Source organism: Geoalkalibacter ferrihydriticus DSM 17813, assembly GCF_000820505.1.
Lineage (GTDB): Bacteria > Desulfobacterota > Desulfuromonadia > Desulfuromonadales > Geoalkalibacteraceae > Geoalkalibacter > Geoalkalibacter ferrihydriticus.
This window is the reverse complement of the sequence record NZ_JWJD01000002.1, coordinates 75,236-99,979: the sequence shown is the minus strand read 5'-3', so window position 1 is coordinate 99,979 and position 24,744 is coordinate 75,236. Positions and strand designations below refer to the sequence as shown.

The 24,744-nt window shown below is 58.4% G+C and carries 22 protein-coding genes and 1 pseudogene; 19 read left to right on the top strand and 4 right to left on the bottom strand.

The window, feature by feature from the left end; genetic code table 11:
• Positions 1–11: 11 nt before the first annotated feature.
• The 11 genes from GFER_RS06695 to GFER_RS06645 all read left to right on the top strand — a co-directional run bounded on the left by GFER_RS06695 (position 12) and on the right by GFER_RS06645 (position 7,717).
• Positions 12–299, top strand: a complete 288-nt coding sequence (locus GFER_RS06695) for a DUF503 domain-containing protein (RefSeq protein WP_040097768.1) — start codon at positions 12–14, stop codon at positions 297–299.
• A 12-nt stretch (positions 300–311) separates the two neighbouring features.
• Positions 312–689, top strand: a complete 378-nt coding sequence (locus GFER_RS06690) for a ribosome-binding factor A (protein WP_040097766.1) — start codon at positions 312–314, stop codon at positions 687–689.
• Positions 649–1,620 carry a DHH family phosphoesterase gene (locus GFER_RS06685; protein ID WP_040097764.1) on the top strand — a complete coding sequence of 324 codons (972 nt, stop codon included), beginning with the start codon at positions 649–651 and terminating at the stop codon, positions 1,618–1,620. The genes GFER_RS06690 and GFER_RS06685 overlap by 41 nt, the downstream gene beginning before the upstream one ends.
• 4 nt (positions 1,621–1,624) lie before the next feature.
• Complete coding sequence (gene truB, locus GFER_RS06680) at positions 1,625–2,542, top strand: tRNA pseudouridine(55) synthase TruB (RefSeq protein WP_074669486.1); 918 nt, start codon at positions 1,625–1,627, stop codon at positions 2,540–2,542.
• A 105-nt stretch (positions 2,543–2,647) separates the two neighbouring features.
• Complete coding sequence (rpsO, locus tag GFER_RS06675; RefSeq protein ID WP_040097761.1) at positions 2,648–2,914, top strand: 30S ribosomal protein S15; 267 nt, start codon at positions 2,648–2,650, stop codon at positions 2,912–2,914.
• A 201-nt stretch (positions 2,915–3,115) separates the two neighbouring features.
• On the top strand, positions 3,116–5,209 hold the full coding sequence (pnp, locus tag GFER_RS06670) for a polyribonucleotide nucleotidyltransferase (protein WP_040097759.1): 2,094 nt from the start codon (positions 3,116–3,118) through the stop codon (positions 5,207–5,209).
• A gap of 197 nt (positions 5,210–5,406) precedes the next feature.
• On the top strand, positions 5,407–5,871 hold the full coding sequence (gene dut / locus GFER_RS06665) for a dUTP diphosphatase (RefSeq protein ID WP_040097757.1): 465 nt from the start codon (positions 5,407–5,409) through the stop codon (positions 5,869–5,871).
• Positions 5,864–6,136, top strand: coding sequence for a YbeD family protein (locus tag GFER_RS06660; protein WP_052446095.1), 273 nt, complete (start codon positions 5,864–5,866; stop codon positions 6,134–6,136). The genes dut and GFER_RS06660 overlap by 8 nt, the downstream gene beginning before the upstream one ends.
• Before the next feature lie 88 nt (positions 6,137–6,224).
• Complete coding sequence (locus tag GFER_RS06655; RefSeq protein ID WP_040097755.1) at positions 6,225–6,839, top strand: L-threonylcarbamoyladenylate synthase; 615 nt, start codon at positions 6,225–6,227, stop codon at positions 6,837–6,839.
• Between the two features lie 10 nt (positions 6,840–6,849).
• Positions 6,850–7,305 carry a PDZ domain-containing protein gene (locus GFER_RS06650; RefSeq protein ID WP_082047929.1) on the top strand — a complete coding sequence of 152 codons (456 nt, stop codon included), beginning with the start codon at positions 6,850–6,852 and terminating at the stop codon, positions 7,303–7,305.
• A gap of 19 nt (positions 7,306–7,324) precedes the next feature.
• The gene (locus tag GFER_RS06645; protein ID WP_040097750.1) at positions 7,325–7,717 is read left to right on the top strand and encodes a hypothetical protein; all 393 of its coding nucleotides are present in this window, start codon (positions 7,325–7,327) and stop codon (positions 7,715–7,717) included.
• A gap of 9 nt (positions 7,718–7,726) precedes the next feature.
• Here GFER_RS06645 and GFER_RS06640 read toward each other — a convergent pair whose 3' ends face one another.
• The 3 genes from GFER_RS06640 to GFER_RS06630 form a co-directional block, all read right to left on the bottom strand.
• On the bottom strand, positions 7,727–8,113 hold the full coding sequence (locus GFER_RS06640; protein ID WP_040097748.1) for a hypothetical protein: 387 nt from the start codon (positions 8,111–8,113) through the stop codon (positions 7,727–7,729).
• Positions 8,114–8,402: 289 nt separating this feature from the next.
• On the bottom strand, positions 8,403–10,208 hold the full coding sequence (locus GFER_RS06635) for a sodium:solute symporter family protein (RefSeq protein ID WP_040097746.1): 1,806 nt from the start codon (positions 10,206–10,208) through the stop codon (positions 8,403–8,405).
• Between the two features lie 15 nt (positions 10,209–10,223).
• Entirely contained in the window at positions 10,224–10,478 is a 255-nt protein-coding gene (locus GFER_RS06630) for a DUF4212 domain-containing protein (protein ID WP_040097743.1), read from the bottom strand.
• A 629-nt stretch (positions 10,479–11,107) separates the two neighbouring features.
• On the opposite strand from GFER_RS06630, the gene GFER_RS06625 reads away from it, so the two are divergent.
• Positions 11,108–12,565, top strand: a complete 1,458-nt coding sequence (locus GFER_RS06625) for a putative nucleotidyltransferase substrate binding domain-containing protein (RefSeq protein WP_040097741.1) — start codon at positions 11,108–11,110, stop codon at positions 12,563–12,565.
• 58 nt (positions 12,566–12,623) lie between these two features.
• Here GFER_RS06625 and GFER_RS06620 read toward each other — a convergent pair whose 3' ends face one another.
• Complete coding sequence (locus tag GFER_RS06620) at positions 12,624–13,376, bottom strand: IclR family transcriptional regulator (protein ID WP_040097738.1); 753 nt, start codon at positions 13,374–13,376, stop codon at positions 12,624–12,626.
• A 563-nt stretch (positions 13,377–13,939) separates the two neighbouring features.
• Here GFER_RS06620 and GFER_RS19110 point away from each other — a divergent pair.
• The 7 genes and pseudogenes from GFER_RS19110 (at position 13,940) to GFER_RS06595 (ending at position 24,737) form a co-directional block, all read left to right on the top strand.
• Positions 13,940–14,104 (top strand): hypothetical protein, encoded by a 165-nt coding sequence (locus tag GFER_RS19110; protein ID WP_167334948.1) that lies wholly within the window; start codon positions 13,940–13,942, stop codon positions 14,102–14,104.
• Between the two features lie 14 nt (positions 14,105–14,118).
• Complete coding sequence (locus GFER_RS06615; protein ID WP_040097736.1) at positions 14,119–14,598, top strand: ferritin family protein; 480 nt, start codon at positions 14,119–14,121, stop codon at positions 14,596–14,598.
• Positions 14,599–14,977: 379 nt separating this feature from the next.
• Positions 14,978–17,875: pseudogene (gene recC / locus GFER_RS06610) on the top strand (exodeoxyribonuclease V subunit gamma); the annotation flags it as partial.
• Positions 17,876–17,918: 43 nt separating this feature from the next.
• Positions 17,919–18,326 carry a hypothetical protein gene (locus GFER_RS19315; RefSeq protein ID WP_235264027.1) on the top strand — a complete coding sequence of 136 codons (408 nt, stop codon included), beginning with the start codon at positions 17,919–17,921 and terminating at the stop codon, positions 18,324–18,326.
• Complete coding sequence (gene recB / locus GFER_RS06605; RefSeq protein WP_052446089.1) at positions 18,323–21,922, top strand: exodeoxyribonuclease V subunit beta; 3,600 nt, start codon at positions 18,323–18,325, stop codon at positions 21,920–21,922. The genes GFER_RS19315 and recB overlap by 4 nt, the downstream gene beginning before the upstream one ends.
• On the top strand, positions 21,919–23,742 hold the full coding sequence (gene recD, locus GFER_RS06600; RefSeq protein ID WP_052446087.1) for an exodeoxyribonuclease V subunit alpha: 1,824 nt from the start codon (positions 21,919–21,921) through the stop codon (positions 23,740–23,742). Before recB ends, recD begins: the two co-directional genes overlap by 4 nt.
• A gap of 143 nt (positions 23,743–23,885) precedes the next feature.
• Positions 23,886–24,737, top strand: coding sequence for an HDOD domain-containing protein (locus GFER_RS06595; protein WP_040097733.1), 852 nt, complete (start codon positions 23,886–23,888; stop codon positions 24,735–24,737).
• Positions 24,738–24,744 lie beyond the last annotated feature (7 nt).

The following is a 24,744-nucleotide window of genomic DNA, read 5'->3' as shown; positions in this document are numbered from 1 at the left end:
CCAGGTGCCGCATGGTTGTCGGGATTGCCAGATTTGAATTGGTTCTGCATGCGCCGCAGAACCTCAAGGAAAAACGCGGCATTGTGCGTAAGATCTTGGGCCGCTGCCGCGAACGCTTTCCCATATCCGCTGCGGAAGTTGGTCACCAGGATCTCTGGCAACGGTCTCAGATCGGAGTGGCTGTGGTCGCGCAGGATGCCTCGGCCGTCGAGTCCGTGTTCAGCCGTATCGAAGAAGAAATCGAGCGTATCGGCTTAGCTGAGATTTGCGATCGGGAAAGCGAAATAGTTCATTTTTAGGAGTTCTTTGCTGTGGAATTTCAGCGCTCACATCGGGTCGGGGATCAGATCCATAAAGAAATTTCCGTCCTTTTGGTTAAGGGCTTGAAGGATCCCCGCATCGGATTTGTTACCATCACCAGTGTTGAAGTCACTCCCGATCTCCATCTGGCGCGGGTTTTTTTCACCGTAATGGGTGATGAAAAAGCGCGGCGCGAATCGGAGGCCGGGCTGAAGAGCTCAACTCCCTTCATCCGCCGCGAACTCGGGAAGCGCCTTCGCATGCGCTATACCCCTGACCTGCTTTTCTGTTATGACACCTCCGTCGATTATGGCAATCGTATCGACAAACTGCTGCAGGACATTCAAGATGAACAACAGGACGATCAGGGCGATTCTGGAAAAGATTGAGCAGGCAGGCCGGATTCTGGTAGTCTCTCATTCCAGTCCCGATGGCGATGCCATCGCCTCAACCCTCGCCTTGGCCAACGCCCTGCGTGAAATGGGGCGGGACGTGGTCGCTTTCAATGCCGACCCGGTTCCGCAGCCGCTGCAATTTCTACCTGGTGCAGAAACGATGGTTCATGATCTCGCCGGGATCGCGTCTTTTGACCTGGGCTTTCTGCTCGACGCCGGCGAATTGCGCCGCGCCGAAGCGCCCCTCGACGAGATTTGCCGTACACTGATCAATATTGACCATCATCCCTATTCAGAGTCTTTTGGCGAAATCAACTACGTTGATGAGAAGGCCAGCGCTACCGGCGCTTTGATTTATCGCCTGCTCAAGGCCGGCGGTTATACCATTTCGCCCGAAGTTGCACTGTGCATCTATACAGCAATCCTCTCCGATACGGGTTCCTTCCGCTATTCCAATGCTGATCCCGAAGCCTTTCGTATCGCCGCCGAAATGGTGGAGCAGGGGGCCATCAATCCCTGGGATGTCGCCGGGGGCCTCTACGAGAGTCAGGATGAGAAAAGGTTACGGCTGCTCGCCTTGTCCCTGGCCACTCTGTATGTTTCACCCTGTGGCTCCTTCGCCAGTCTGACGCTGACTGATGAAATGATGCATCGCACAGGTGCCGGGCACGAACATACCGATGGGTTCGTCAACTACCCCCGCTCCATTCGTGGGGTAGAAGTGGCTATTTTGTTTCGTCAGATTGGCCCGGAGGTTTACAAGGTCGGATTTCGCAGCAAGGGCCGCGTCGATGTCGGTGCTCTGGCGCGACAACTTGGTGGCGGCGGGCACCACAATGCGGCCGGAGCAGAAGTTCAGGGTTCCCTTGAAGATGTCCGGGGTCTTGTTTTTTCCCGACTTCATATCGGGTCCGCGGCCGATTAAAGGCATGGACGGACTGCTGCTGGTCAATAAGCCGCGCGGGATGACATCCCACGACGTGGTTGCGCGGGTTCGACGGATTCTGCGCACCCGCCGGGTCGGCCACACCGGCACCCTTGATCCCATGGCCACAGGTGTTTTACCGGTCGCGGTGGGGCGCGCAACCCGACTTGTTGAATTTCTCATGGCGGGCAGCAAGACGTATCAGGCATCGCTCAAATTGGGTGAGATCACCGACACCCAGGATGCTGACGGACAGGTTGTCGAGCGCCGTGAGGTTCCCGCTCTCACCCAGGATGAGGTGGTCTCCGCCTGTCGGGGTTTTCTCGGCGAGATCACCCAGATTCCCCCTATGTACTCCGCTGTCAAAAAAGATGGAGTTCCCCTCTACCGTTTGGCGCGTCAGGGGATAGAGGTGGAACGTGCCGCCCGTAGTGTGTACATTGAGCGCATTGTCCTGCACTCGTTGAATCTCCCCTTTGTCGATTTGGAAATTGATTGTTCAAAGGGTACTTATATCCGCACCCTTGCTCATGACCTTGGGGAAGTCCTCGGCTCGGGGGCCCATCTGACAGGTTTGTGCCGTACCCGCTCGGGGAGTTTCTTGCTGGATGAATGCATATCCCTGGAGGATCTTTCCGAGGATGCGCGGCCCGGACAAGCCCCAGGGTTTCTGAAACTTGTCGATATCTTACGTGATTGTCCCCGATTGAGGGTCGATAATGAGGGTGCTGCGCGCCTCTCTGTTGGTATCCCGCCATTGATTGAGCAGGTCGGTGTGTCTGCGTGTCGCGAGGGTGAACTGATTGCCCTGGTGTTGGATGAGCGGCTCCTTGCGGTGGCTCGCTATGCGCCGGCGAGATTACAGGAAAAGCGCGGCGATTTTGAATTGTTAAGAGTTTTTCCCGAGGCCGCGGCAGCGTGATTAGCGCTTTACAGGTCTTGGGCAATTGTGGTAGAAAACCTTCACGCTTGCGGACAATCCCTGAACATTCAGGATAATATCGTAATACGGAAAGGAGGTGGCACAGTGTTGGCCACGGAACGTAAACAGGAAATCATCGAACAGTTCAAGACCCATGAGAAGGACACCGGCTCACCCGAAGTCCAGATTGCCCTGCTTTCGCAGCGCATTACTTATCTGACCGATCACTTCAAGACCCACAAGAAGGATCATCATTCCCGTCGGGGTCTGTTGAAAATCGTCGGACAGAGACGACGCCTGCTCGATTATCTCAAGAGCAAGGATGTCGAACGGTACCGCAAGATCATCTCGGAACTCGGTATTCGCCGTTAATCATAGGCAGCATGCCTTCTTGCCCTAAGGAGGATGCTGCCTTTGTTTTTCGGTTATTTGTATGACTGAGGAGGCTGACCGGAGAGAGCACCCGCCTGGGGAGGGTTCTGTCTCGGGCCATCCTCCTTTGGTCATTTCCGCGCGATCGCGGAACAACCAATGGACGCACCACGCTCGTCCGTATTTGCAAGGAGAACATGAATGGCTCATCACAAGGTAGAAATTGAATTCAACGGACAACCCCTGACGATCGAAACCGGAAAAATGGCGCGGCAGGCCGATGGCGCCGTGGTCATCACTTACGGTGACACCAAAGTGCTGTGCACTGTGGTGTCGGCCAGAAAAATGCGCGAAGGCCAGGATTTCTTCCCCCTGACTGTCAACTATCAGGAAAAATTCTACGCCGCCGGCAAGATCCCCGGGTCCTTTTTCCGTCGTGAGCGCGGCGCGTCCGAGCGTGAGACTCTCATCTGCAGACTTATCGATCGTCCCATGCGACCGTTGTTCCCCAAGGGTTACTTGTATGAAACCCAGATTATGCCAACGGTTATTTCCGCTGATCTGATCAATGATCCCGACACCTTGGCCATTGTTGCCGCCTCGGCGTCCGTCGAGGTTTCCGATATTCCTTTCAATGGTCCCATTGCCGCTGTGCGCGTCGGTCGCGTCAACGGCAATTTCGTTGCCAACCCGACCCTGCAGCAAATGGGAGAGAGTGACTTGGATATCACTGTCGCCGGCTCCCGTGAGGCGGTAATTATGGTCGAAGGGGAGGCCGACTTCCTTTCCGAGGAAGAAATGCTGGAGGCCATTTTCTTTGGTCATCAGTCTCTCCAGCCACTGATCGACGCGCAGATCAAACTGCGTGAGATGGTTGGGAATGCCAAGCGTGAATTTGCCTCGCCCGTTGTTGATTCGGTGCTTGAGGAACGAGTCAATCAACTGGCGGCCGACAAGATTCTTGCTGCCATGAAAATCCAGACCAAGCAAGAGCGTTATGCGACGCTGGCTGAAATTAAAACCTCCGTAAAGGAATCTCTTGCCGAAGAGTTTCCTGAGCGTGCGGATGAAATCTCCGGGCTGATCGGGAAGGTGGAGAAGCGTGTGGTCCGCCGCATGATCCTCGACGACAAGGTGCGCATCGACGGCCGTGATACGACCACCGTACGGCCCATTTCCTGCGATATCGGCCTGCTGCCTCGCGCCCACGGCAGCGCCCTGTTCACGCGTGGGGAAACCCAGGCTCTGGTGGCGGCGGCCCTGGGTACCGCTGTCGATGAGCAGCGCATGGACAACGTGCAGGGCATGGAATTCAAGAAGTTCCTCCTGCATTACAATTTTCCGCCGTTCTGCGTCGGTGAAACGAGTATGCGCCTGTTCCCCGGGCGGCGCGAAATCGGCCATGGTTACCTGGCCGAGCGCTCCGTGGCGAAAATTCTGCCCAAGCATGAGGACTTCCCGTACACCATTCGCATTGTTTCCGACATCCTTGAATCCAACGGGTCCTCGTCGATGGCTTCGGTGTGCGGCTCCTCCCTGGCACTTATGGACGCCGGTGTGCCTGTGAAGCAACCGGTCGCCGGCATCGCCATGGGATTGATCAAGGAAGGTGACGATGTCGCTGTGCTCAGCGATATCCTTGGTGATGAAGATCACCTCGGTGATATGGACTTTAAGGTGACCGGCACGGCTGACGGCGTGACGGCTCTGCAGATGGACATCAAGATCACCGGAGTCAACAAGGACATCATGAAGCAAGCCCTGGCCCAGGCGCGGGGAGGCATCACGCACATCCTCGGAGAAATGGCCAAGGCCATTGAGGCGCCTCGCGGTGATCTCTCGCCTTACGCGCCGCGTATCACCACGATTCAAGTTAAAAGCGATCAGGTACGCACCGTCATCGGTACCGGCGGCAAAAACGTGCGCGCGATTATTGAGGCGACAGGTTGCGCCATCGACATCCAGGACGACGGGCGTATCCATATTGCCTCTTCCGACGGCGAGGCCGCTAAGCAGGCTATTCAGATGATTCGCGATCTGACGCAGGAGGCTGAAGTCGGCAAACTGTATATGGGCACCGTGCGTAAAGTCATGGAGTTCGGTGCGTTTGTTGAAATCTTCCCTGGCACCGATGGTCTTGTTCATGTCTCAGAATTGGCCAAAGAGCGGGTCCAGAATGTAACCGATATTCTCAAAGAAGGTGATCAGGTACTGGTTAAGTGCATCGGTATCGACAAGTCGGGAAAAATCAAGCTTTCACGCAAAGAGGCCCTGGGCCAGAGCTTGGCGGAATAAGGATTCAAGCTCCGCGACGGGTGGGATGAAAGCGGCCTGGTGTCGCCTCTTCGTTTCGCCTGGGGTCGGCTGAGCTTCCTGTTTCAAATCCGTGCAGGCCCTTTCCTGGGATAGATTCCAGGAAAGGGCCTTTTTTTTTTGAGGGGGCGCGGCCAAAGGTTAAGAAACCGCTTTTGTCAATCATTCGGAAAAACTAAATGAGCAAAATTGATATTCCTGTTCAGGTCTTGCGCTCCGAGGCGGTACTCCCTCGGTATATGACGAATCTGGCTGCCGGCATGGATCTTCATGCCGCGATCCCGGCCCCCCTGATGCTTGATCCCGGTGCGCGGATCCTGGTGCCGACCGGGCTGGCTTTGGCGATTCCTCCCGGGTACGAGGGGCAGGTACGGCCACGCTCCGGCCTTGCCCTCAAACACGGGGTCACTCTGGTGAACTCTCCAGGAACCATTGATGCCGATTATCGTGGAGAAATCAGCCTTATTCTCATCAACCACGGGCAGGAGGCCTTTCATCTCAAGCCCGGTGACCGTATTGCGCAAATGGTCATCGCGCGGGTGTTGCAGGCCAGTCTGCGAGAGGTGCCTTTGCTGGACGAAACGCCACGTAACTCCGGGGGCTTTGGCCATACCGGTTTTCGAATAGAGATTGATAATGCCTGAGCAGCCCCGTGCCGAAGATCTGTTGAATTTTCCCTGCGATCACCTGTTCAAAGCCATGGGGCCCAATAGTGTGATTTTCATTGAAAAGGTGCGCCGTGCAGTCGCCGAAACCGTTCCCATTGCCGAGGACGCCGTTAAGACACGGGCCAGCACCAAGGGCAACTATCTTTCGGTCACAGTGCGGGTGCACCTGGAGAATTTCGATCAACTCACCCGGATTTATGCGTCTTTACGCAAGATCGATGAACTTAAATTTCTCCTCTGAAAAGTCCATCGGTAAATTAGTCTCATGTGTTAAAATATGGAAGTTTCGTTCGCACAACACACCACGGCCTTTTTGATGGAGTGTCCTCATGGTTCTTTCAATTAATTCGCAAAATCCTCAGGCACGACTGATTCACCAGGTGGTTGAGACCCTCAAACAAGGTGGCGTAGTCGCCTATCCCACCGATACCACCTATGGCATCGGCTGCGACATTTTCAATAAAAAGGGCGTGAAGAATATTTTTCAGATCAAAAAACGCGATCTGCGCAAGCCCTTTTCTTTTATCTGCGCGGATATGTCTGATGTCGCCAACTATGCCCAGGTCAGCAACTTTGCCTTTAAAATCATGAAGCGTCATCTGCCCGGGCCCTACACCTTTGTTCTGGAGGCAACGCGCATAGTGCCTGACAGTCTGGTGACCAAGCAGAAAACCGTTGGGATTCGGATTCCCGAAAACCCTATTGCGCTCTCCATCGTGCGCGAGCTTGGGCACCCCCTGGTGACCACCAGCGCCAATATTTCCGGCGAGGATGTCTACCATGATCCCCTGGATATCGAAGAGAAGCTCGGACGCATGCTCGATATCGTCATTGACGGCGGCATACTGCGTGGCGACCCCTCCAGCGTCATCAGCCTGATCGGAGACCGCATTGAAGTGTTGCGCGAAGGGGCGGGCGATCTGACCTGGATTCACCAACTTTGAGGGAACCGCTGTGACGCGATTCACAAGGCTGTGGCCGAGGGTGCTCATCGTCGTGCTCCTTGCAGCAGGAGCATCCCTGCCTGGGTGGGCCGCGCAGGAACAGTCATGGGGTGGGATAGGTTTGCAGGTGGTGCCCACCTCAACGGGGGAATTAGTGGTCCTGGCGCTGGTCGAGAACTCTCCTGCTGCCGCTGCTGGAGTGCTGCCCGGTGATCTTATCATCGCCGTTGACGGGTTTCCTCTGCGCGGCAGTGATTTCGCCGAAGTGGTGAGCCGGCATTTATGGGGGCCGGTGGGTAGTTCCGCGGCAATCACTCTCTTGCGGCCCGGCCGTGAAGGCATCGAGCAAATGCAGATCGAGCGCATAAGCCTCAAAGGTGCAGCACTTGAGGCTCTGCCTGGAATCGAAATGCTTGAGCCCTCCAGCGGTGGCGCCCTGGGTGAGCCGCAGAATAATCAACGCTGAATGGATAAGTGAGGTCGGAATGGCTGAAAAGACTCTTACTGTCGCGTTTTATCGCCGCAGTTTTAAGCACGATGAATGGCGCAAGGCTTGGGATGAACAGCAGCTTGCGGCGTTTTTTGCGCACTGTACTCAGGAACTGGCATCCCTGGGCTTTGCTCTGCGTCAGGTTGAAGATGGCAGTGTCACCATGGACATCAAGGGCTATGGCGATCTGCTCAACAGTGTGCGGATCCGTTGTCCACAACAGGGCATCGGCAACATGTGCCTGGGCCACATTATCGGTCGGAGCGCCAATCTCAACCTGGTGGAGGATATAGAGCGCGGCATCAACCGCGTTGCCTTCGCTCCGGAAACCATTGAGCCTGAAGGCAGCGACAAGGTCGTCTGCCACAATTGTGGCTGCGGTTGCTGACGAAGAGGTTCACTTCTTCTTTTTTTTGCCCAGGGTAAAGGGGTGCGCTTGACGGCTGATAATGAAATCGGCAAAGATTTTGATCCAGATCGTCGAGCCTGCCACGGCGCTCCATACATCAAATTCGTGAAAAGGCCCGATGCTGATTCCGGTCGCGACCCACAAGGGGACGCCGAGAATGATCCACAGTGCGATCGCGCCCGCGAACAAGTTGAGGATCCCCGTCGCCGGGGCCCATTTCTTCGGGTTTGGCGGAGATTCTCCGCGCTTGAGGGCGACCTCCGAGTAGTCGCGCTTGACAAAAATTCTCCAGGCCCGGCGTAACCAGAAAAACGCCAAGGGGAACAACGCAAGAAACAAAATCCAAATTAAGACGATACCGGCATCAAAAGCCATTCTGAAACACTCTCCCTTATCATTGATGGCAACTGCTTGGCATGACCCTCAGGCCGTGGTGGCATCTCTTCCGGCAAAAGCTCGCCTGCGGCCTAGACATAGACTGCGGCATTCAACCGCCGCGGCCTGAGCTGCGAATAGGCATTGCAGTTGAATAGTTACCACCTGCCGTTCTTTTACCCGACCCTGTCGAATCAATCAATAAAATTGTGGAAAAAAACCCCGCCGGGGTGGCCGGCGGGGTCGGGTGATCAGACATCATATCCTGATCAGCACTGTGGCTCCACGATCAATGGGCGCCGGTGATGGACTTAGAGCCGCGCGGTGTACGCACGTCTTCGACCATGTGCTGGATGTGATCCGGCGGCGGCGGGGTGAACTTGCTCACTACATAGGCGGTGCCGAAGTTGATCAGCGCGCCGATGGCGCCGAAGGCCTCGGGGGTAATGCCGAAGAAGGAGTTGGGCCCGCCGATCAGCCCGACGAACTCCGTGCCCCGGACGAAGAAGATACCCTTGTGAGCAAACACGTAGAACAGGGTGACAAGCAGACCGGCACTCATACCGGCAATAGCGCCGTACTTGCACATGTTCTTGTTGAAGATACCCATCATGAGCGCCGGGAAGATCGAGCACGCGGCGATACCGAAGGCCAGGGCCACGGTTCCCGCGGCAAACCCTGGCGGATTAAGACCCAGGTAACCGGCGACGACGATGGAGCCGGCCATGGCGATTTTACCGGACAGCAGTTCAGCCTTTTCGCTCATGTCCGGGAACCAGATTTTCTTCATTAGGTCATGGGAGATTGCCGAAGAGATCGCCAGAAGCAGGCCCGCTGCGGTGGAGAGCGCCGCGGCGACACCGCCGGCGGCAACCAGGGCGATGACCCAGTTGGGCAGCAGGGCGATTTCCGGGTTGGCGAGAACGATGATGTCGGCGTTGACCGTCAACTCGTTGCCGGCCCAGCCGGCGCGCTCAACATTGGCCAGCACTTCGGGATTGGTGGTTCTGTCGTTGTAGTACTGGATACGGCCGTCGTTGTTCTTGTCTTCCCAGCGCAGCAGGCCGGTGACTTCCCAGCGCTCCATCCAGGCCGGGCGCTCTTCGTAAATCAGACTGTTTTCGGGCGCGAACATGTCGCCGCCGTCCATAACCGCATGGTTGACGGTTGCGTGCAGGTTCATGCGGGCCATGGCGGCCACCGCGGGTGCGGTGGTGTAGAGAATGGCGATGAAGACCAGCGCCCAGCCGGCGGAAGAGCGCGCCGCTGCGACCGTGGGCACGGTGAAGAAACGGATGATAACGTGGGGCAGACCCGCGGTACCGATCATCAGCGAGATGGTGTAAACAAACATGTTGAGCTTGCTGCCGGGGATAGCCGTGGTGTACTCGCTGAAGCCGAGGTCGGTGACGACCTGATCGAGCTTGGCCAGCAGGCTGACGTCCTCACCCACCAGAGACCCGCCCAGGCCTAACTGTGGGATGGGATTGCCGGTGAGCTGGAAGGAGATGAAAATGGCCGGGATGGTGTAGGCAGAAATCAGCACGCAGTACTGCGCAACCTGGGTGTAGGTGATGCCCTTCATGCCGCCGAAGACCGCGTAGCAGAAAACGATACCCATGCCGAGGTAGATCCCCATCTCGTTGGTGACACCGAGAAAACGCGAAAAGGTGACGCCGACACCCGTCATCTGGCCGATGATATAGGTGATCGACGCGACCAGCAGACAAATAACCGCCGTGGCTGCCGCGGCTTTGGAATAATAGCGATCGGCGATGAAGGCCGGCACGGTGAACTTGCCGAACTTGCGCAGGTAAGGGGCCAGCAGGCAGGCCATAAGAACGTAGCCGCCGGTCCAACCCATGAGGAACAGCCCGCCGCCGTAGCCCATGTTGGAGATGAGGCCGGCCATGGAGATAAAGGATGCCGCGGACATCCAGTCCGCCGCAGTGGCCATGCCGTTGGTTATGGGGTTGACGCCGCCGCCTGCAACGTAGAAGTCGCTGGTGCTGCCCGCGCGGGCCCAGATGGCGATGCCGATGTAGAGCGCAAAGGTGGCACCCACGACGAGATATGTAAGTACTTGCAGATCCATTGAGTGTCGCCTCCCTTATTGCTCGTGAACGTCGAATTTTTTGTCAAGATTGCCCATCAACTTGGCGTAAACGAAGATCAGAACGATAAATACGTACATTGAGCCCTGCTGCGCCCACCAGAATCCAAATGGATAGCCACCGATGTGGATGTTGTTGAGGGCCGAGGCAAAAATAATACCGAAGCCGTAGGAGACCAAAGCCCATATGGCCAGTATGACCCCAACCAGCTTCAAGACTGCGTGCCAATATGCTTTACCACTTCTGTCCATGAAAGCCTCCTCTCTGTGTAGCAAAAAAAATAATGATTGCCAGCGAAGCCTTGACGTGAATCAAAACATTGATGCCGATTGTTCTAAGTGACATAAGATTTAGCCAATGTCATGTCTTCCCCTTTCTCCAAAATTTGTTTCCACGTTTACCGATTCACCTCATCATCCGAGCACCGAAATCGCCTCCATGGTGGCAATTCTGTGCGAATTTCGCTTCCCCATGCGGGACGCAGTAAAATGCCATTTCAAAAATACCACATAAATTCTCATGTGCATCAAACCTGATGGATGAAAAATTCTTACCAGCATTTCAGTTCAGCGAATTTGATAAAACGATATTTTGAAAACCTAGGCGAAAACATATTCCAAAAACCCACAGTAGGTCAACAAAAAAATAAAACCGTGTTTTTATTTTATGAAAAAAAATTCCAGGTTGCCGAAATGTTTATTTATTTTTTATTTTTGGTTTTTTCGTTTAGGTGGATGCCTGTCAGGAAACCAGTGTTTGTTCCAACTTTTGGTGATGATTGAGGGGTGCTGTTTCCTTGAGATTCGATTGCATCCTGACGCAAAACAGGGAAAAATGCCCTCTTGTGTCTCTCGGTGTCCTTTTCTTTAACGGGGTTGCCATGCCGAATTCTGAGGTTGGAGCAGACGGATTTTTTTATCTCCACGCCGACACTCTGTGTAAAGGGCCGGTTGTAGCCTGTGGGCCTGAAGAGACGGTCGTCGACGTTGCCGGAAAGATGAGCGAACACAATATCTCGGGTCTGGTCGTGGTCGAGGAGGCTGTTCCCGTCGGCATCGTATCCATCCGGGATTTGCGTGACCTGATCGCGCGGTCCGGCGGTAATGTCGGCGGGTTTCTCGCCAGGGACATCATGAAAACTGATCTGGTCACCACAAGGCGAAAGGATTATGTTTACGATGTCCTTTTTAAAATGGCCAAGCACAACATCCATCGCGTAATCGTTATTGATGAAAACGAAAAAATCTTTGGGGTCATTACGGATACCGACCTGCTCGGCCTTCAGACCCGCAGTCCTCTTTACCTGACACGTGAAATCGAATCTTCGACCTCTGTCAGCCAGTTGAGCGGCATCAATAAGCGAATACTCGAAACCATCGGCAGCGCGGCCCGCTGGGGCGCCGACACAAAAAGTCTGGTGCAGCTCATCTGCCATTTCAACGATGCATTCACGTTGCGCATCATCGCCTTGATGGAGAACGAAGAGGGCATCGGTCTGCCGCCGGGTGCAGCCTACCTTATTCTCGGTAGTGAAGGGCGCGGTGAGCAGACACTGCGCACCGACCAGGACAGTGCCATGGTTTATGCGGATGATTTTCCGCGTGAGAGGCTGCCTCAGCTTGAAGCCTTTGCCAGGCGTTTGGTCGATGCTCTTGAGGAAGTCGGGATTCCGCGTTGCCCCGGTAACACTCTTGCCAGTAATCCTGAGTGGTGTCACAGTCTCTCGGGTTGGCGTAAACGCCTTGAGCGGTGGATCGCCGTGCCCCGTCCTGAAAGTATGGTTAATTTCAGTATGTTTCAGGATTTCCGGGCGCTCTATGGCGACACTTCTCTGGAGCAGGCGTTGCATGACCATGTGTTTGCCTGTATTCAGCGCAATACTTTGTATCTTCCCTATATGGCCCGGCACATCGAGGGCTTCGGTGCGCCCCTCGGAATGTTCGGACGCATCCGCGTGGAGCGGCGGGGTGAGCACCGGGGGACCGTCGATATTAAAAAATCCGGGAGCTTTGCCCTGACCGAAGGAGTCAGTTTGCTGGCGCTGGAGTTGGGAATCTCCAGCGGAACGACCTGGGATAAGATCGAACAGCTCGGCAGGCGCGGCATCATTTCGGCTCGCGACGCCCAGATCCTTCAGGAGTCTTTTACCTATCTCATGCGTCTGCGCCTTGAGGGGCAACTGCGCGCCCTCGCCAGCGGGAGCGAACCCGATAACCATGTTGACCCTGAGTTGATGAGCCCTCGCGATCGCGAGCGCTTGCGCGATGCTCTCAGGGGGGTCAATATGTTGATGAAAACCCTCAGGGTTCGCTACAAGCTCGATTCCATCGCGCGCTAGCATTTCTCGTTGTCCGCACCTTGTCGTCCGGGTTTTTAAGCGGTTCGCCTTGTTTTTCTCAGTGAGTTTTTTGCAGGGAATAGCCCAGGTAGCCCAGTTTCGAAGAAATGACTTCGCCGGCGGTTTTCAGAGCCGGCAGCAATTGGCTTTCAATGCGCTCCTGCGGCATGCGAAATTCCGGACCCACCAGCGCAAGAACTCCCACAACATCCGCGGCGGCATCCAGCAGGGGCACGGCCAGGCAGGCACCGCCCTCGCCGATGCCGTGGCAGTCGCCGGCATGGCCCTGCCGACGAATCCCCTCCAGTTCCTCTTTCAGCACCTGCTCTTGCATTCCTTCGTCACTGTCGTCATAGGCGAGAAAGATTTTTCCCGCAGCGCAACTGTCCAGCGGCAAACGCCGCCCGACCAGCGAGACAACCTTGACCTGCTGAATGTTGTCGACCATGTCAAGAAAAAGGGCATCGCCGTTGCGGCGAACCACCAGGTAGGCTGCTTCGTCGCATTCGCGCACCAGTTTTTCCATAATGGGTCGGGCCTTGCGAAGCAGCCCCATGCGCGACAGAAGTTTTTGTCCGATTTCATAGGCCGAGGGTCCAAGTTGGTAATCGCGCGATCCTTGGCGGCGTTCGACATAGCCCCGGCGTTCGAAGGTTGCAAGGAGGCGGAAAACGCTCGCCTTGTTCAGTCCCATGCGCTCACTCAGGCGGGACAGGCTGAGTTCCTCATCTTCTTCGCTGAGGGCTTCAAGCAGGGCCAGGGCGTTATCAACGGATCGGATGCTGTAGCTCTCTTTTTCTCGGGCCGGCACCTTGAACTCCTTTGCAAGAAACTCCGTCAGCTCCCCATTTTTTTATCCGAGGTTTTGCGCAGCTTGCTGATGAGGTGTTTTGATTGATTTTGGAAGGAAAAATAATACAGTGTTTTACAAAGGTCAAGGGGTTATTTTTTACTCTTTTGGGTAGAGATGTCGGGCTTTGATGGTAGGATTCTGCGCTTTTTTTTAAGGGCTGAGCGGGTCTAGGGTGGAATTTGTGGTATTGAACCGCTGAAATGGGATTGATCTTTTTGCCATTAAATTTTTAAAAAAAATGTTTTGGTAACAACGTTTAAATTTTTTATTTGGAGTTTTCGTGTTTGGCGAATTGCTTTTGAAGCCTTTTCAGTAAGGAGCAATTCTTTTTTTTGAGAAGATGTTTTAGGGTGGCTGTCGGTCGCGGATTGCCTGGCGGTTTATGCCCCCTGTCGTTGCGGACGGGCTCCCCATTGACCACCCACAGGATTGCGCCGCTGTGCCGGTGAACAGTATACAATATACTTGTTCCTCCGACTTAACTGTGCTAGAAAAAACAAAACCTTGGCGGAGATATCGACATGGAAACGATAAAGACAGCCATGTTTGAGTACCTGGTCGACAAAGCTGAAAAGCAGGACGACGGCAGTTATCTGTTTTGCCTCGACGGCAGCGAGTACCGCATTCAGGACGTTTTGGAAATCTCCCGCATCGCTGAAAAACACGGCTATATTGTCATCTATTGAGTGGAGGATACGCCATGAGTTCCAACAAAGCCAAAGCTTGTTATACCTATGAGGCCGCCCTCGAAGCGGCGGTTAAAATGGAAAACGACGGCTTCCGCAGTTATCTGGAAGCTATGCGCAAGCTCAAAAACAAGCAGGCGCGCCTGGTCCTCAAAGATGCCGCTCTCGATGAGCTTGAACACAAGCATGCCTTGGAGCGCGCTCTGGTCGAGGGGACCATTGAAGGTGAGCATGCCATGGAGCGGCCGGTTCCAACCATGAATCTGGATTATGTTCTGCACCAAAAAGAACTCAGTCCCGATGCCGATGCGCGTCAGGCACTGGCCTTTGCCATCCATCTGGAAAAACACGCCATCGATTTCTACCAGAAGATGATGCAAGGCTGCGAAGGCGCACCCATGGCCAAACTCTTTGAAAAACTGCTCAATGACGAAACCCGCCATCTGCAAGAGCTTGAAGATATGTACGAGCGCCATTTCATGGCCGAAAATTGAGATGATGTCGTGATGGGGGCGCAGCAGGTTGCGCCCCCTACGCTTTTTGCCCAGCCTTTTTTCTGAACTTTCTGACCTTTTCTGTCGCGAACTCCACTAAGCTCATTTTCAGGTAACTATTCAGTGGCAACGTCTGACAGGACCGCAGGGTGCGGCGGTTGAGTGCTGCGGCAAATGTTTGAGCCGCAGGTGAGTTTTTGCCGCACGCGATGCCGCCGTACCCTGCGGTNGGCGGTTGAGTGCTGCGGCAAATGTTTGAGCCGCAGGTGAGTTTTTGCCGCACGCGATGCCGCCGTACCCTGCGGTGCATGCTGAACAGTTGCATTTTTAGAAGCCTTTTCGCCCAACCGGTTTGATCTCCACATCCGCGGTGTCGTTTATGAGTGCTTTTCGTCTGTTTCTCAGCAACCGCTTGGAGCTGTTGTTTGATGAGCTGGCTCAGGTGGTGCAGGCCTCGGCGGCTTCTCCTTTGACGCCGGAAATCATCGTCGTGCAGAGCCGCGGTATGCAGCGCTGGCTGTCCCTGCGCCTGGCCGAGCGCTTCGGGGTGTGGGCCAATGATCATCGCAGCTTTCCCTTTCCCAACGCCTTTATCTGGGAATCTTTTCGCGCGGCGTTGCCCAATTTGGCGGAGAAATCCCTCTTCGATCCCGGGCCCCTGACCTGGCGGATCCTCGCGCGCCTGCCCGACTTGCTCGAAGGTCCGGAGTTCGCTCCGGTGCGTGCCTATTTCGGCGCGTCCGCCGATCCGCTCAAATCCTATCAATTCGCCCGACGGCTTGCCGACCTTTTCGACCAGTATGCGGTGTATCGGCCGGATCTGCTGCGCACCTGGGAAAGGAGGTCGGAGGAGCCCGAACAGGCCTGGCAGGCGCAACTTTGGCGCGAACTCGCCGCTCCGTCGGCCGGCCCGCATAAGGCGGCCATCCTGCATGATTTTCTCGCTGCGGCGCGGGGCGGCGACTTTCCCACCGCGCATCTGCCGCACCGCGTGGCGGTATTCGGCATTCCCGCCATGCCGCCCATGCACCTGGCGGTGTTCGAGGCGCTGTCCGCGCATCTCGATGTCAATCTGTTCCTGCTCAATCCTTCACGCGAATACTGGGGCGATATCGTCTCCGCCCGCGAAGCGGCCAAACGCAAGCAACAACTCAGTTTCGACGATTATCTGGCCGCCGATCTTCATCTGGGCAGCGGCCATCCGCTGCTGGCATCCCTGGGCGGGTTGGGGCGTGATTTTTTCCGTTTGTTGCTGGATCGCCTGGATTTCGAGGAGCATCAGTGCTTCAGCGAACCCTGTGAGGACAGCCTGCTGCACGCCCTGCAAAGCGACATTCTGCTGCTGCGCGACCGGCCTGACGGCAACGCCCCGCTCTTGACTCTCGATGCAGGCGATCGCTCCGTGCAGGTGCATTGTTGCCATGGGCCGCTGCGCGAAATGGAGGTTCTGCATGATCAGCTGCTCGATCTGTTTGCGCGCCACGGCGATCTGAGGCCCAATGACGTGCTGGTGATGATCCCCGATGTCGAGGCCTATGCGCCCTACATCAGCGCGGTGTTCGAGGGCGAGGATCAGGAGGTGCCGCGCATCCCCTTTCGCATTGCCGATCGCGGACTGCGTGCCCAGAGTGCGGTGGTCGAGACCTTTCTCAAGTTGCCGGCCCTGGTCGGAAGCCGCTTCGGTGCGGCCCAGGTGCTCGATATTCTGGAGACTCCGGCGGTAAGCGCGCGTTTCGGGTTGGCGCCCGCCGATCTGGATCAAGTTCGTGCCTGGGTGCGCGATACCCGCATTCGCTGGGGCATCGATGCCGCCGATCGGCAGCGCCAGGATCTGCCGGCCTACGGCGAAAACAGTTGGCGCGCAGGGCTTGAGCGGTTGCTTCTGGGCTACGCGTTGCCCGAGGAGGGCGGACTGTTTGCCGGAATTCTGCCGCGGGACGCGGTGAGCGGCGGCGATGCCCGCGTCCTGGGATATTTTCTGGATTTCATCGAGGCCCTGTTCGATCTTGCGGCAAACCTTGAGCGGGCCCGCTCGCCTCGGGAATGGGCGGAGTGCTTCGAAGAGCTGCTGACGCAATTTTTCGACCCCGGCGAGGCCGAACTGGAACTCGAGGAAATTCGCCGCGCCCTGCGGGAACTGCGCGAAACCTCGCGCCTTGCCGCCTTCCATGAGCCGCTTCCGCTGGAGGTGATCCGTGAGCATCTCGCCGGACTGCTGGAGCGCTCCGGGAGCGCCCAGGGATTTCTCGCCGGCGGTGTGACCTTTTGCGCGTTGCTGCCCATGCGCAGCATCCCCTTTCGGGTGATCGTGCTTTCGGGCATGAACGACGGCGCCTTTCCCCGCGCCGAGCGCCCGGCCGGGTTTGACCTCATGGCCCGCCATCCCCAGCCCGGTGATCGCTCCCTGCGCCGCGAAGACCGCTATTTGTTTCTGGAAGCCCTGGTTTCGGCGCGCGATTATTTTATCCTCACCTATGTGGGACAGAACGCCCGTGACAACAGTATCGCGCCGCCCTCGGTCCTGGTCAGCGAACTGCTCGATTGTATCGATCGCGGGTTTCGCCTGGGCGCGGGTCCGGCGCGCGACCAGCTGCTCTGCATGCACCCCCTGCAAGCCTTTCATCCAGCGTATTTCACGGCCGATTCCAGGCTGTTCAGCTACGCGCGCGCCAATTGCGAGGCCCTGGCGGCACGTGCCGCCGGCGCCCGGGTCTCCACCGTCCTGACCCCGACGGCGCTGCCCTTGCCGGCAGAGGCGGTGGCAGAGATCGAGGTGCAGGGTTTGATACGCTTTTTGCGTCATCCGCAGCGCTTTTTTCTCGAAGAGCGTCTCGGCATCCGTCTCTTCGCCGGGGAAGAGGCTTTGGAAGAGCGCGAGACTCTGGAGCTAGGGGGGCTGGAGCGCTATCAGGTGATGACGGAGTTGATTAGCGATCACCTTGAGCAACGCCCTGACGAAACGGCCTATCGCCGCTACCGGGCACGCGCTTTGCTGCCCCCTGGTGTGCCGGGACAGACGGTGTTTGCCGATCTCGACAGCGCGGCGCAGGATTTTGTCGCCAAGCTCGCGCCCCTGCGGGATGAAACTTCGCACCCTCTCGATGTGGATCTGGCCCTGACGGTGGGGCGTCTGCACGGACGCATTGCCCTGGGCGGGGTCAACGGTCCCTTACGTTATCGCTATGCGCGCCTCAAGGCCCGCGATCGTCTCGAGGCCTGGGTGGCCCATCTCGTTGCCTGTGCCCACCGCGAGGNGGGTCAACGGTCCCTTACGTTATCGCTATGCGCGCCTCAAGGCCCGCGATCGTCTCGAGGCCTGGGTGGCCCATCTCGTTGCCTGTGCCCACCGCGAGGAGGCGGGCTGCGAAACCCTGCTGGTGGGCAGCGAGCAGCTTTGCCGCTTCGGGGTTGTGCCGCCGGAGCAGGCGCGCATCTGGCTGTCTGAGCTGCTGGAGCTTTATCGTGAGGGCCTGTGCCGGGTGCTGCCTTTCTTCCCTGAATCCAGCGCGGCCTTTGCCGCGGGAGTGCTGGCGCCAAAGCCCTTGGAGGTGGCCCTGGAGAAAGCACGCAAAATCTGGGAGGGCAGTGACCACAGCCGCGGCGAAGGCGCGGACGCCTGGTTGCGTTACAGCCTGCGCGGCGCCGAACCTTTTACTCCCGAATTCCGCGACCTGGCCCTGCGGATATACGGCCCGCTGCTTGACGCCCAGGAGGAGGAGACCCTGTGACCCGGGATGCGGTGGAATTTGACCTGCTCGCCAGCCCCCTGCGCGGACGCAACCTCATCGAGGCCAGCGCCGGCACCGGAAAAACTTTCACCATTGCCGCTATTTATCTGCGGCTGGTGGTCGAACAGGGAATGAGCGTCGATCAGATCCTGGTCGTTACTTTTACCGAAGCGGCCACCGAGGAACTGCGTGAGCGACTGCGCGAACGGCTGCGCGGCGCCTTTGACGTGTTCTGCGGGGCGGTGTCCGAAGATCCGCTGCTTTGCGGGTTGTATGCCGCCAGCGACAATCTTGAGCGCGATCGCGAGCGCTTGCGCGTCGCCCTGACCTGTTTCGACGAGGCCGCCATCTTCACCATTCACGGCTTCTGTCAGCGCACCCTGCAAGAGAAGGCTTTTGAAAGCGGCGGCCTGTTCGACACCGAACTGGTGACCGAGCAGGACGATCTGTTGCGTGAGATCATCGATGATTTTTGGCGCAAGCGCTTTATCCAGGCCGAGCCCCGCTGGCTGCGCTGGTCGCAGGGCAGGGGGGCCAATCCTGCCGGACTGTGGAACTTCGTGCGCCGCCACGGCAAGGCCGCCGAGCTGCGCCTGATCCCCCAGGCGGCGCCGGTTGCGGACGAGCTCCTGCTGCGTCGGCTTGACGATGCCTTTGCCGCCGCCGCAGCCCTTTGGGCAAGCAGCAGCGCGGAAATCCTGGCCCTGTTGCAGCACAGCCCGGCCCTTAACCGCACATCTTATCGGGTGAGCAGTCTTCCCCTGTGGGGACAGGATTTATCGCGCTGGTTTGTCGCCGGCCAGGCCCTGTCGCCCCCCGACAAATTCGAGCGCTTCACCGCGGCCAGGCTCGCCGCTTCGCTGAAGAAAAACCACAGTGCGCCCGAGCATCCTTTTTTTGCCCTCTGCGATGCCCTGGCCGCCGCCATCCATGCCGTTGAAGAAGCCTGGCAGCAGCGTCTTCTCGCCCTCAAGGGCGATCTGCTCGCCTGGTTGCGCAGCGAACTACCGCGCCGCAAGCGACGGCAAAATGTGCGCGCCTTTGACGATCTGCTCCTCGATTTGCGCAGCGCTCTGCTGCGGGATGGCGGCGCGGAACTGGCGGCAGAGCTGCGGCGACGTTTTCCCGCGGCGCTGATCGATGAATTTCAGGATACGGACCCCGTTCAATACGCCATATTCCGCGCCATCTACCCAAGCGCCGACCATCTGTTGTTTCTCATCGGCGATCCCAAACAAGCCATCTACAGCTTTCGCGGCGCCGACATCTTCGCTTATCTGGCAGCGGCGGGCGAGGTGGAGCGGCGCTTCACCCTCAACACCAACTGGCGCTCCGACGCCCCTCTGGTGCGGGCGGTCAACCGGATCTTCAGCGGCAGTGCCAGGCCCTTTGTGTTTGACGCCATTCCCTTTGTCGAAGTGCGTCCCGCCGCCACGCGGGAAATCCCCGAATTGCTCCTCGACGGACAGCCCGCGGGCGCACCCCTGCGCCTCTGGTTCATGGAGCGCGGCGCCGAAAAAAGCCTGGCCGCGCAGCGCGCCGTGCCTCAGCTGGCCGAGGCGGTGGCTGATGAAATCGTCGCCCTTCTTGAACTGGCCGGGCAGGGGCGGCTGACGCTTCACGGCCGCGCGGTGGCGCCGGGGGATATGGCGGTGCTGGTGCGCGCCAATTTCCAGGCGCGGCTCATGCAGAAGGCGCTGCGGGCGCGTCGCGTGCCCAGCGTGCTCTACAGCAGCGAGAGCCTTTTTGATGCTCGCGAGCTGGAAGAACTGCATCTGGTACTCACGGCGGTGGCCGATCCGTCAAGCGATGCAGCCCTGCGCGGTGCTTTGGCTACGGAAATGCTCGGCTTTGACGGCGCCGCCTTGGAACGTGCGGCGCTCGATGAGGCGCAATGGGACAACTTATGTGAACGTTTCGCCGGGTATTCCGAACTCTGGGCGCGGCGCGGCTTCATCGTCATGGCCGGCGCCCTGCTGCGCCGCGAGCAGGTGCGGCCCCGGCTGCTGGCTTATGATGACGGCGAGCGGCGTCTGACCAATCTGCTGCACGGTGTCGAGGTGCTGCATCAGGCGGCAGTGGAAAACCGCTTGGGCTTGGACGGCCTGCTCACCTGGTTGGCAGCGCGTCTCAGCGAGAAACCTACGCGCGAGGCCTACCAGATGCGTCTTGAAACCGATGAGGACGCCGTCAAGCTGGTGACCATTCACCGCAGCAAGGGCCTGGAATATCCCATCGTGTTCTGCCCCTTCAGCTGGAACGGGTCGCGCTGGAAGGAGGCGGAAGTGAGCTTTCACGATCCCCGCGCCGATCTGGCCCTGACCCTCGATTTGGGCTCCACCGACAAGGAAACACATAAGCTTATCGCCGAGCAGGAACTACTGGCCGAGAACCTGCGCCTGCTCTATGTCGCCCTGACCCGGGCCCGCAACCTCTGCACCCTGGTGTGGGGCGGCTTCAATCAAGGCGAAACTTCCGCGCCCGCCTATCTGTTTCATCAGCCGCCCAAAGCTGCTGCCGATGCCGGCCTGGTGGAGCGTCTCAGCGCCCATGTTAAGGAACTCGATGACCTCGCCCTGCGCGCGGATCTCGACACCCTGGCGCGCAGCAGCGCCGGGTGCCTGTCGGTGACGCCGGTTCCCCCGGCGCGCGCCACTCTCTGGCAGCCGCCGGCTGAATTTCAGGATGAACCGCGCTGCCGGGAATTTCACGGGCGCATTGCCGCCGATTGGCGCATCACCAGTTTTTCGTCACTGACCGCCGAGCGTGGCGCGAGCATCGATCTGCCCGACCGCGATTCCCTGGCGCGGCCCACGTCGCCGCCGACTGTCGTAGTGCGCCCCGAGAAGGCGGATATCCTCGATTTTCCGCGCGGCGCGCGACCCGGTTCTTGTCTTCACGAAATTTTCGAAGAGCTTGATTTCACCGCCGCCGCCACGCCCCAGGCGCACGATCTGGTGCGGCGCAAACTGCGTCTTTACGGGTTTGACGAGGATTGGAGCGAGGCCGTGCATGCCATGGTGGTGCGCGTCATGCAGGCGCCGCTGCCCGGCACCTTCGGCGCCCTGCATCTGGAGACTGTCGCCGCCGAGGAGCGTCTGGCGGAAATGGAGTTTCATTTTTCCGCCAAGCGCCTTGCGGCGCCAGGCCTGCGAGAGGTTTTTTCCCGTCATGTTTCGCCCGCTCTGGCCGCCGCCGGGGGTGAACCCCTGGGCCGGCTTGATTTTGCACCCCTGCGCGGCTTCGTTAAGGGTTACATCGACCTGGTGTTCTGTCAGGGCGGCCGCTACTACATCCTCGACTGGAAATCCAATCATCTCGGCGCGCAGCGCGGCGACTACCAGCCCGCGCTGCTGACCAGAGCCATGGTCCGTGACGATTATGTGCTGCAATATCATCTCTACTGCCTCGCCCTGCACCGCTGGCTGCGGGCGCGGCTGCCCGGCTATGATTACGCCAGTCATTTCGGCGGGGTGTTTTACCTGTTTGTGCGCGGCATCGGAACTCCGGGCGGGGAGGGGTGCGGAATCTATCACGACCGGCCGGCGCAGGGGCTGATCCGCGCGCTGGATGATTTTCTGGAGGGGCGCTCATGACGCGCTATGCCGAAATTCTTGAGCGCTTGCCGCTGTCCTCTATGAGCCGGCACTTCGCACGGTTCATGGCGGGACTCGCCGAGCAGGCCGGTCCTGAGCTGGAACTGGCTGCGGCGCTGGTCAGCCAGGCGGCGGAGCAGGGACATGTGTGTCTTGATCTGAGGGCGCCGCAGACGGTGCTCTCCCCTGAACACGCCGCCGAACTTGCTGCCCTGCCGGAGCCGGAGGCGTGGTCGGCGGCGCTACGCGGCTGCTCTCTGGTCGGGTGTCCCGGCGTCCATGTCCCGCTGATTCTCGATGAGCAGGGACGGCTTTATCTCTACCGCCTGTGGCAGCACGAACAAACCCTGGCTGCGGAGATCCGGCGGCGCGCCTGCCTGCCTGCCATTATCCCTGACCGAGCGCTGCTGCGCGACGGGCTGACGCGCCTGTTCGGCCGCGGCGACGGTATCCGCCCCGACTGGCAGCGGGTGGCGGCGGTGGCGGCTCTGCTGCATCCCCTGTGCGTGATTTCCGGCGGCCCGGGAACCGGCAAGACCTCGACGGTGGTAAAGATTCTTGCTCTGCTTATCGAGCAGGCCGCGGACCGGCCTCTGCGCATCGCCCTGGCCGCGCCCACCGGCAAGGCGGCGGCGCGCCTGGCGGAAGCGATTCGTCAGACCCGCGACGGACTGAGCTTAAGCGATGAGGTGCGCCGGCGCATTCCCGACGAGGCCCTCACTCTTCATCGGCTCCTCGGGCGCATGCGTCAGCCGGGTTTTCGCCATCATCGCGGCAATCCTCTGGCTGCCGAGGTGGTGATCGTCGATGAGGCCTCGATGGTCGATCTTCCCCTTATGGCGGCTCTTTTGGACGCCCTGGCGCCCGAAGCGCGCCTCATTCTCCTCGGCGACCGCGACCAGCTCGCCTCTGTCGAGGCCGGGGCGGTGCTCGGCGATATCTGCGGGCCGGCCAACGGCGAGGGGTTCTCCGCGCCCTTCACCGCCGCCGTTGCCGAGCTAAGCGGCGATCTTGTGCCGCAGGCGGTATCCGGGCAGGAGGCGCTGCTGGCCGACAGCATTATGGTGCTGCGTCAAAGCTACCGCTTTGCAGCGGACAGCGGCATCGGCCGTCTGGCGCGCGCCATCAATCAAGGAGATTGCGTGCAGAGTCTGGCTCTGCTGAGCGATCCGGGCCTTGCCGATGTTGCCTGGCGCCTTCCACCGCTCGCTGAAACCCTGGACGCCGCCCTTGAGCCGGTGCTGCTTGCGGCCTTTACCCCCTACCTGCAGGCCACCGAGGTCGCCGAGGCCCTGGTTCGTTTTGACAGCTTTCGCCTGCTCTGTGCCCTGCGCCGTGGTCCTTGGGGGGTGGAATCCCTCAACCGCCTCGTCGAACGGGTGTTGGCGCGCCGCGGACTGCTTACCCCCAAGACTTCTTTTTATCGCGGGCGACCGATTCTGATCACCGGCAACGATTACCGCCTCGGGCTGTTCAACGGCGATATCGGCCTGCTCTGGCCTGATCCTGAGTCCGCCGGGGCATTGCGTGCTTTTTTCCTTCAAGGTGGCAACCTGCGAAAATTCGTTCCGAGCCGTCTGCCCGCCCATGAAACGGCGTTCGCCATGACCGTGCACAAAAGCCAGGGCAGCGAATTCGACCAGGTTCTGCTGCTGCTTCCCGATAGCGACTCCGCTTTGCTGACCCGTGAGCTGCTTTATACCGCCGTGACTCGCGCCCGGCAGGCCGTCACCCTATGGGGTGGTGAAGAACGCATTGCGCAGGCTGTCCAGCGTCGCGTTGTGCGCTCATCGGGGCTGCGTGACGCCTTGTGGGGGTGAGTTTTTCCCTGGTGGTTGAATATGTACGGGAAGGAGAGATAATTGCGGTAGGGAACAAAAAGGGACAAACAACTGTTGCTTTGGAAATTGATTTGCTATAATCAGGCAAATCTTACCATCCAGGGTGACTACTGAGGCATCTCATGAATGTGGACTTTCAAACGGTTGTCAATTCCGTGGGCGATCTGCCGACCATGCCGGCCGTTGCGGTCAAGGTCATCGAGCAGTTGCAGGATACCAGCACTTCGGCTGCCGGGTTGGCGGAAACCGTGGCGCATGATCCAGCTCTCTCCGCCCGCGTTCTGAAGATCGCCAATTCCTCCTTTTATTCCATGAAGCGCCAGGTTAAAACTCTGGAGAGCGCCATCGTGTTGCTCGGCGAGAGAACCCTGCGCAGTCTGGTGTTGGCCGCCAGCCTCAAAGGCATGAACAAATCCTTCGGTCTGCTTGAAAAAATGCTGTGGGAGGATGCCATTGGCTGCGCCATCGGCGCCAAGGTCGTGGCGCGGCGGTTTGAGACGGCCGATTCCGAGGAGGCCTTTCTTAGCGGCCTGTTCCGGCACATCGGCAAGGTGGTTCTCAATTACAGCCGGCCGGACGCTTTTCAGGAATTGATGCAGGCGGTCTACAATGGCGAGGGCGATGTTCAGGAACTCGAAAGAAAATACTTTCCTTTCAGTCATGCCGTGGTGGGAGCTGCGGTGCTGAAGAAATGGAACTTTTCGGAGAGCCTGATCGAAAGCACTCTGCACCATGCCGACCTGAACATTGACCAGAGGGAGGAACCGAAGCTGTTTCGCCTCACGGCGACGGTTCACTTAGCCGGGGCCATTTGCGGCAAGCTCGGCATCGGGCAGAGAATCCCGGATACGCGCACTGATCTCGCGGCTCTGCACAGCGTCAAGGCCCTGGGCCTTAACCTGAGTGAATTGCCCGATACACTGGATTCCATCCGAGTCGTTTTTAACGAAAATCGGTCTTATTTTCTAGGCTGAAAAATAC

What these genes read in the sequence shown, in the direction of transcription:
- GFER_RS06625 (WP_040097741.1), top strand. Translation starts at nt 11,108, where the DNA reads ATGCCGAATTCTGAGGTTGGAGCAGACGGATTTTTTTATCTCCACGCC.
- GFER_RS06695 (WP_040097768.1), top strand. Translation starts at nt 12, where the DNA reads ATGGTTGTCGGGATTGCCAGATTTGAATTGGTTCTGCATGCGCCGCAG.
- truB (WP_074669486.1), top strand. Translation starts at nt 1,625, where the DNA reads ATGGACGGACTGCTGCTGGTCAATAAGCCGCGCGGGATGACATCCCAC.
- GFER_RS06615 (WP_040097736.1), top strand. Translation starts at nt 14,119, where the DNA reads ATGAGTTCCAACAAAGCCAAAGCTTGTTATACCTATGAGGCCGCCCTC.
- GFER_RS06635 (WP_040097746.1), bottom strand. Translation starts at nt 10,208, where the DNA reads ATGGATCTGCAAGTACTTACATATCTCGTCGTGGGTGCCACCTTTGCG.
- GFER_RS06660 (WP_052446095.1), top strand. Translation starts at nt 5,864, where the DNA reads ATGCCTGAGCAGCCCCGTGCCGAAGATCTGTTGAATTTTCCCTGCGAT.
- GFER_RS19110 (WP_167334948.1), top strand. Translation starts at nt 13,940, where the DNA reads ATGGAAACGATAAAGACAGCCATGTTTGAGTACCTGGTCGACAAAGCT.
- GFER_RS06630 (WP_040097743.1), bottom strand. Translation starts at nt 10,478, where the DNA reads ATGGACAGAAGTGGTAAAGCATATTGGCACGCAGTCTTGAAGCTGGTT.
- GFER_RS06685 (WP_040097764.1), top strand. Translation starts at nt 649, where the DNA reads ATGAACAACAGGACGATCAGGGCGATTCTGGAAAAGATTGAGCAGGCA.
- GFER_RS06645 (WP_040097750.1), top strand. Translation starts at nt 7,325, where the DNA reads ATGGCTGAAAAGACTCTTACTGTCGCGTTTTATCGCCGCAGTTTTAAG.
- GFER_RS06595 (WP_040097733.1), top strand. Translation starts at nt 23,886, where the DNA reads ATGAATGTGGACTTTCAAACGGTTGTCAATTCCGTGGGCGATCTGCCG.
- recD (WP_052446087.1), top strand. Translation starts at nt 21,919, where the DNA reads ATGACGCGCTATGCCGAAATTCTTGAGCGCTTGCCGCTGTCCTCTATG.
- pnp (WP_040097759.1), top strand. Translation starts at nt 3,116, where the DNA reads ATGGCTCATCACAAGGTAGAAATTGAATTCAACGGACAACCCCTGACG.
- GFER_RS06655 (WP_040097755.1), top strand. Translation starts at nt 6,225, where the DNA reads ATGGTTCTTTCAATTAATTCGCAAAATCCTCAGGCACGACTGATTCAC.
- dut (WP_040097757.1), top strand. Translation starts at nt 5,407, where the DNA reads ATGAGCAAAATTGATATTCCTGTTCAGGTCTTGCGCTCCGAGGCGGTA.
- GFER_RS06640 (WP_040097748.1), bottom strand. Translation starts at nt 8,113, where the DNA reads ATGGCTTTTGATGCCGGTATCGTCTTAATTTGGATTTTGTTTCTTGCG.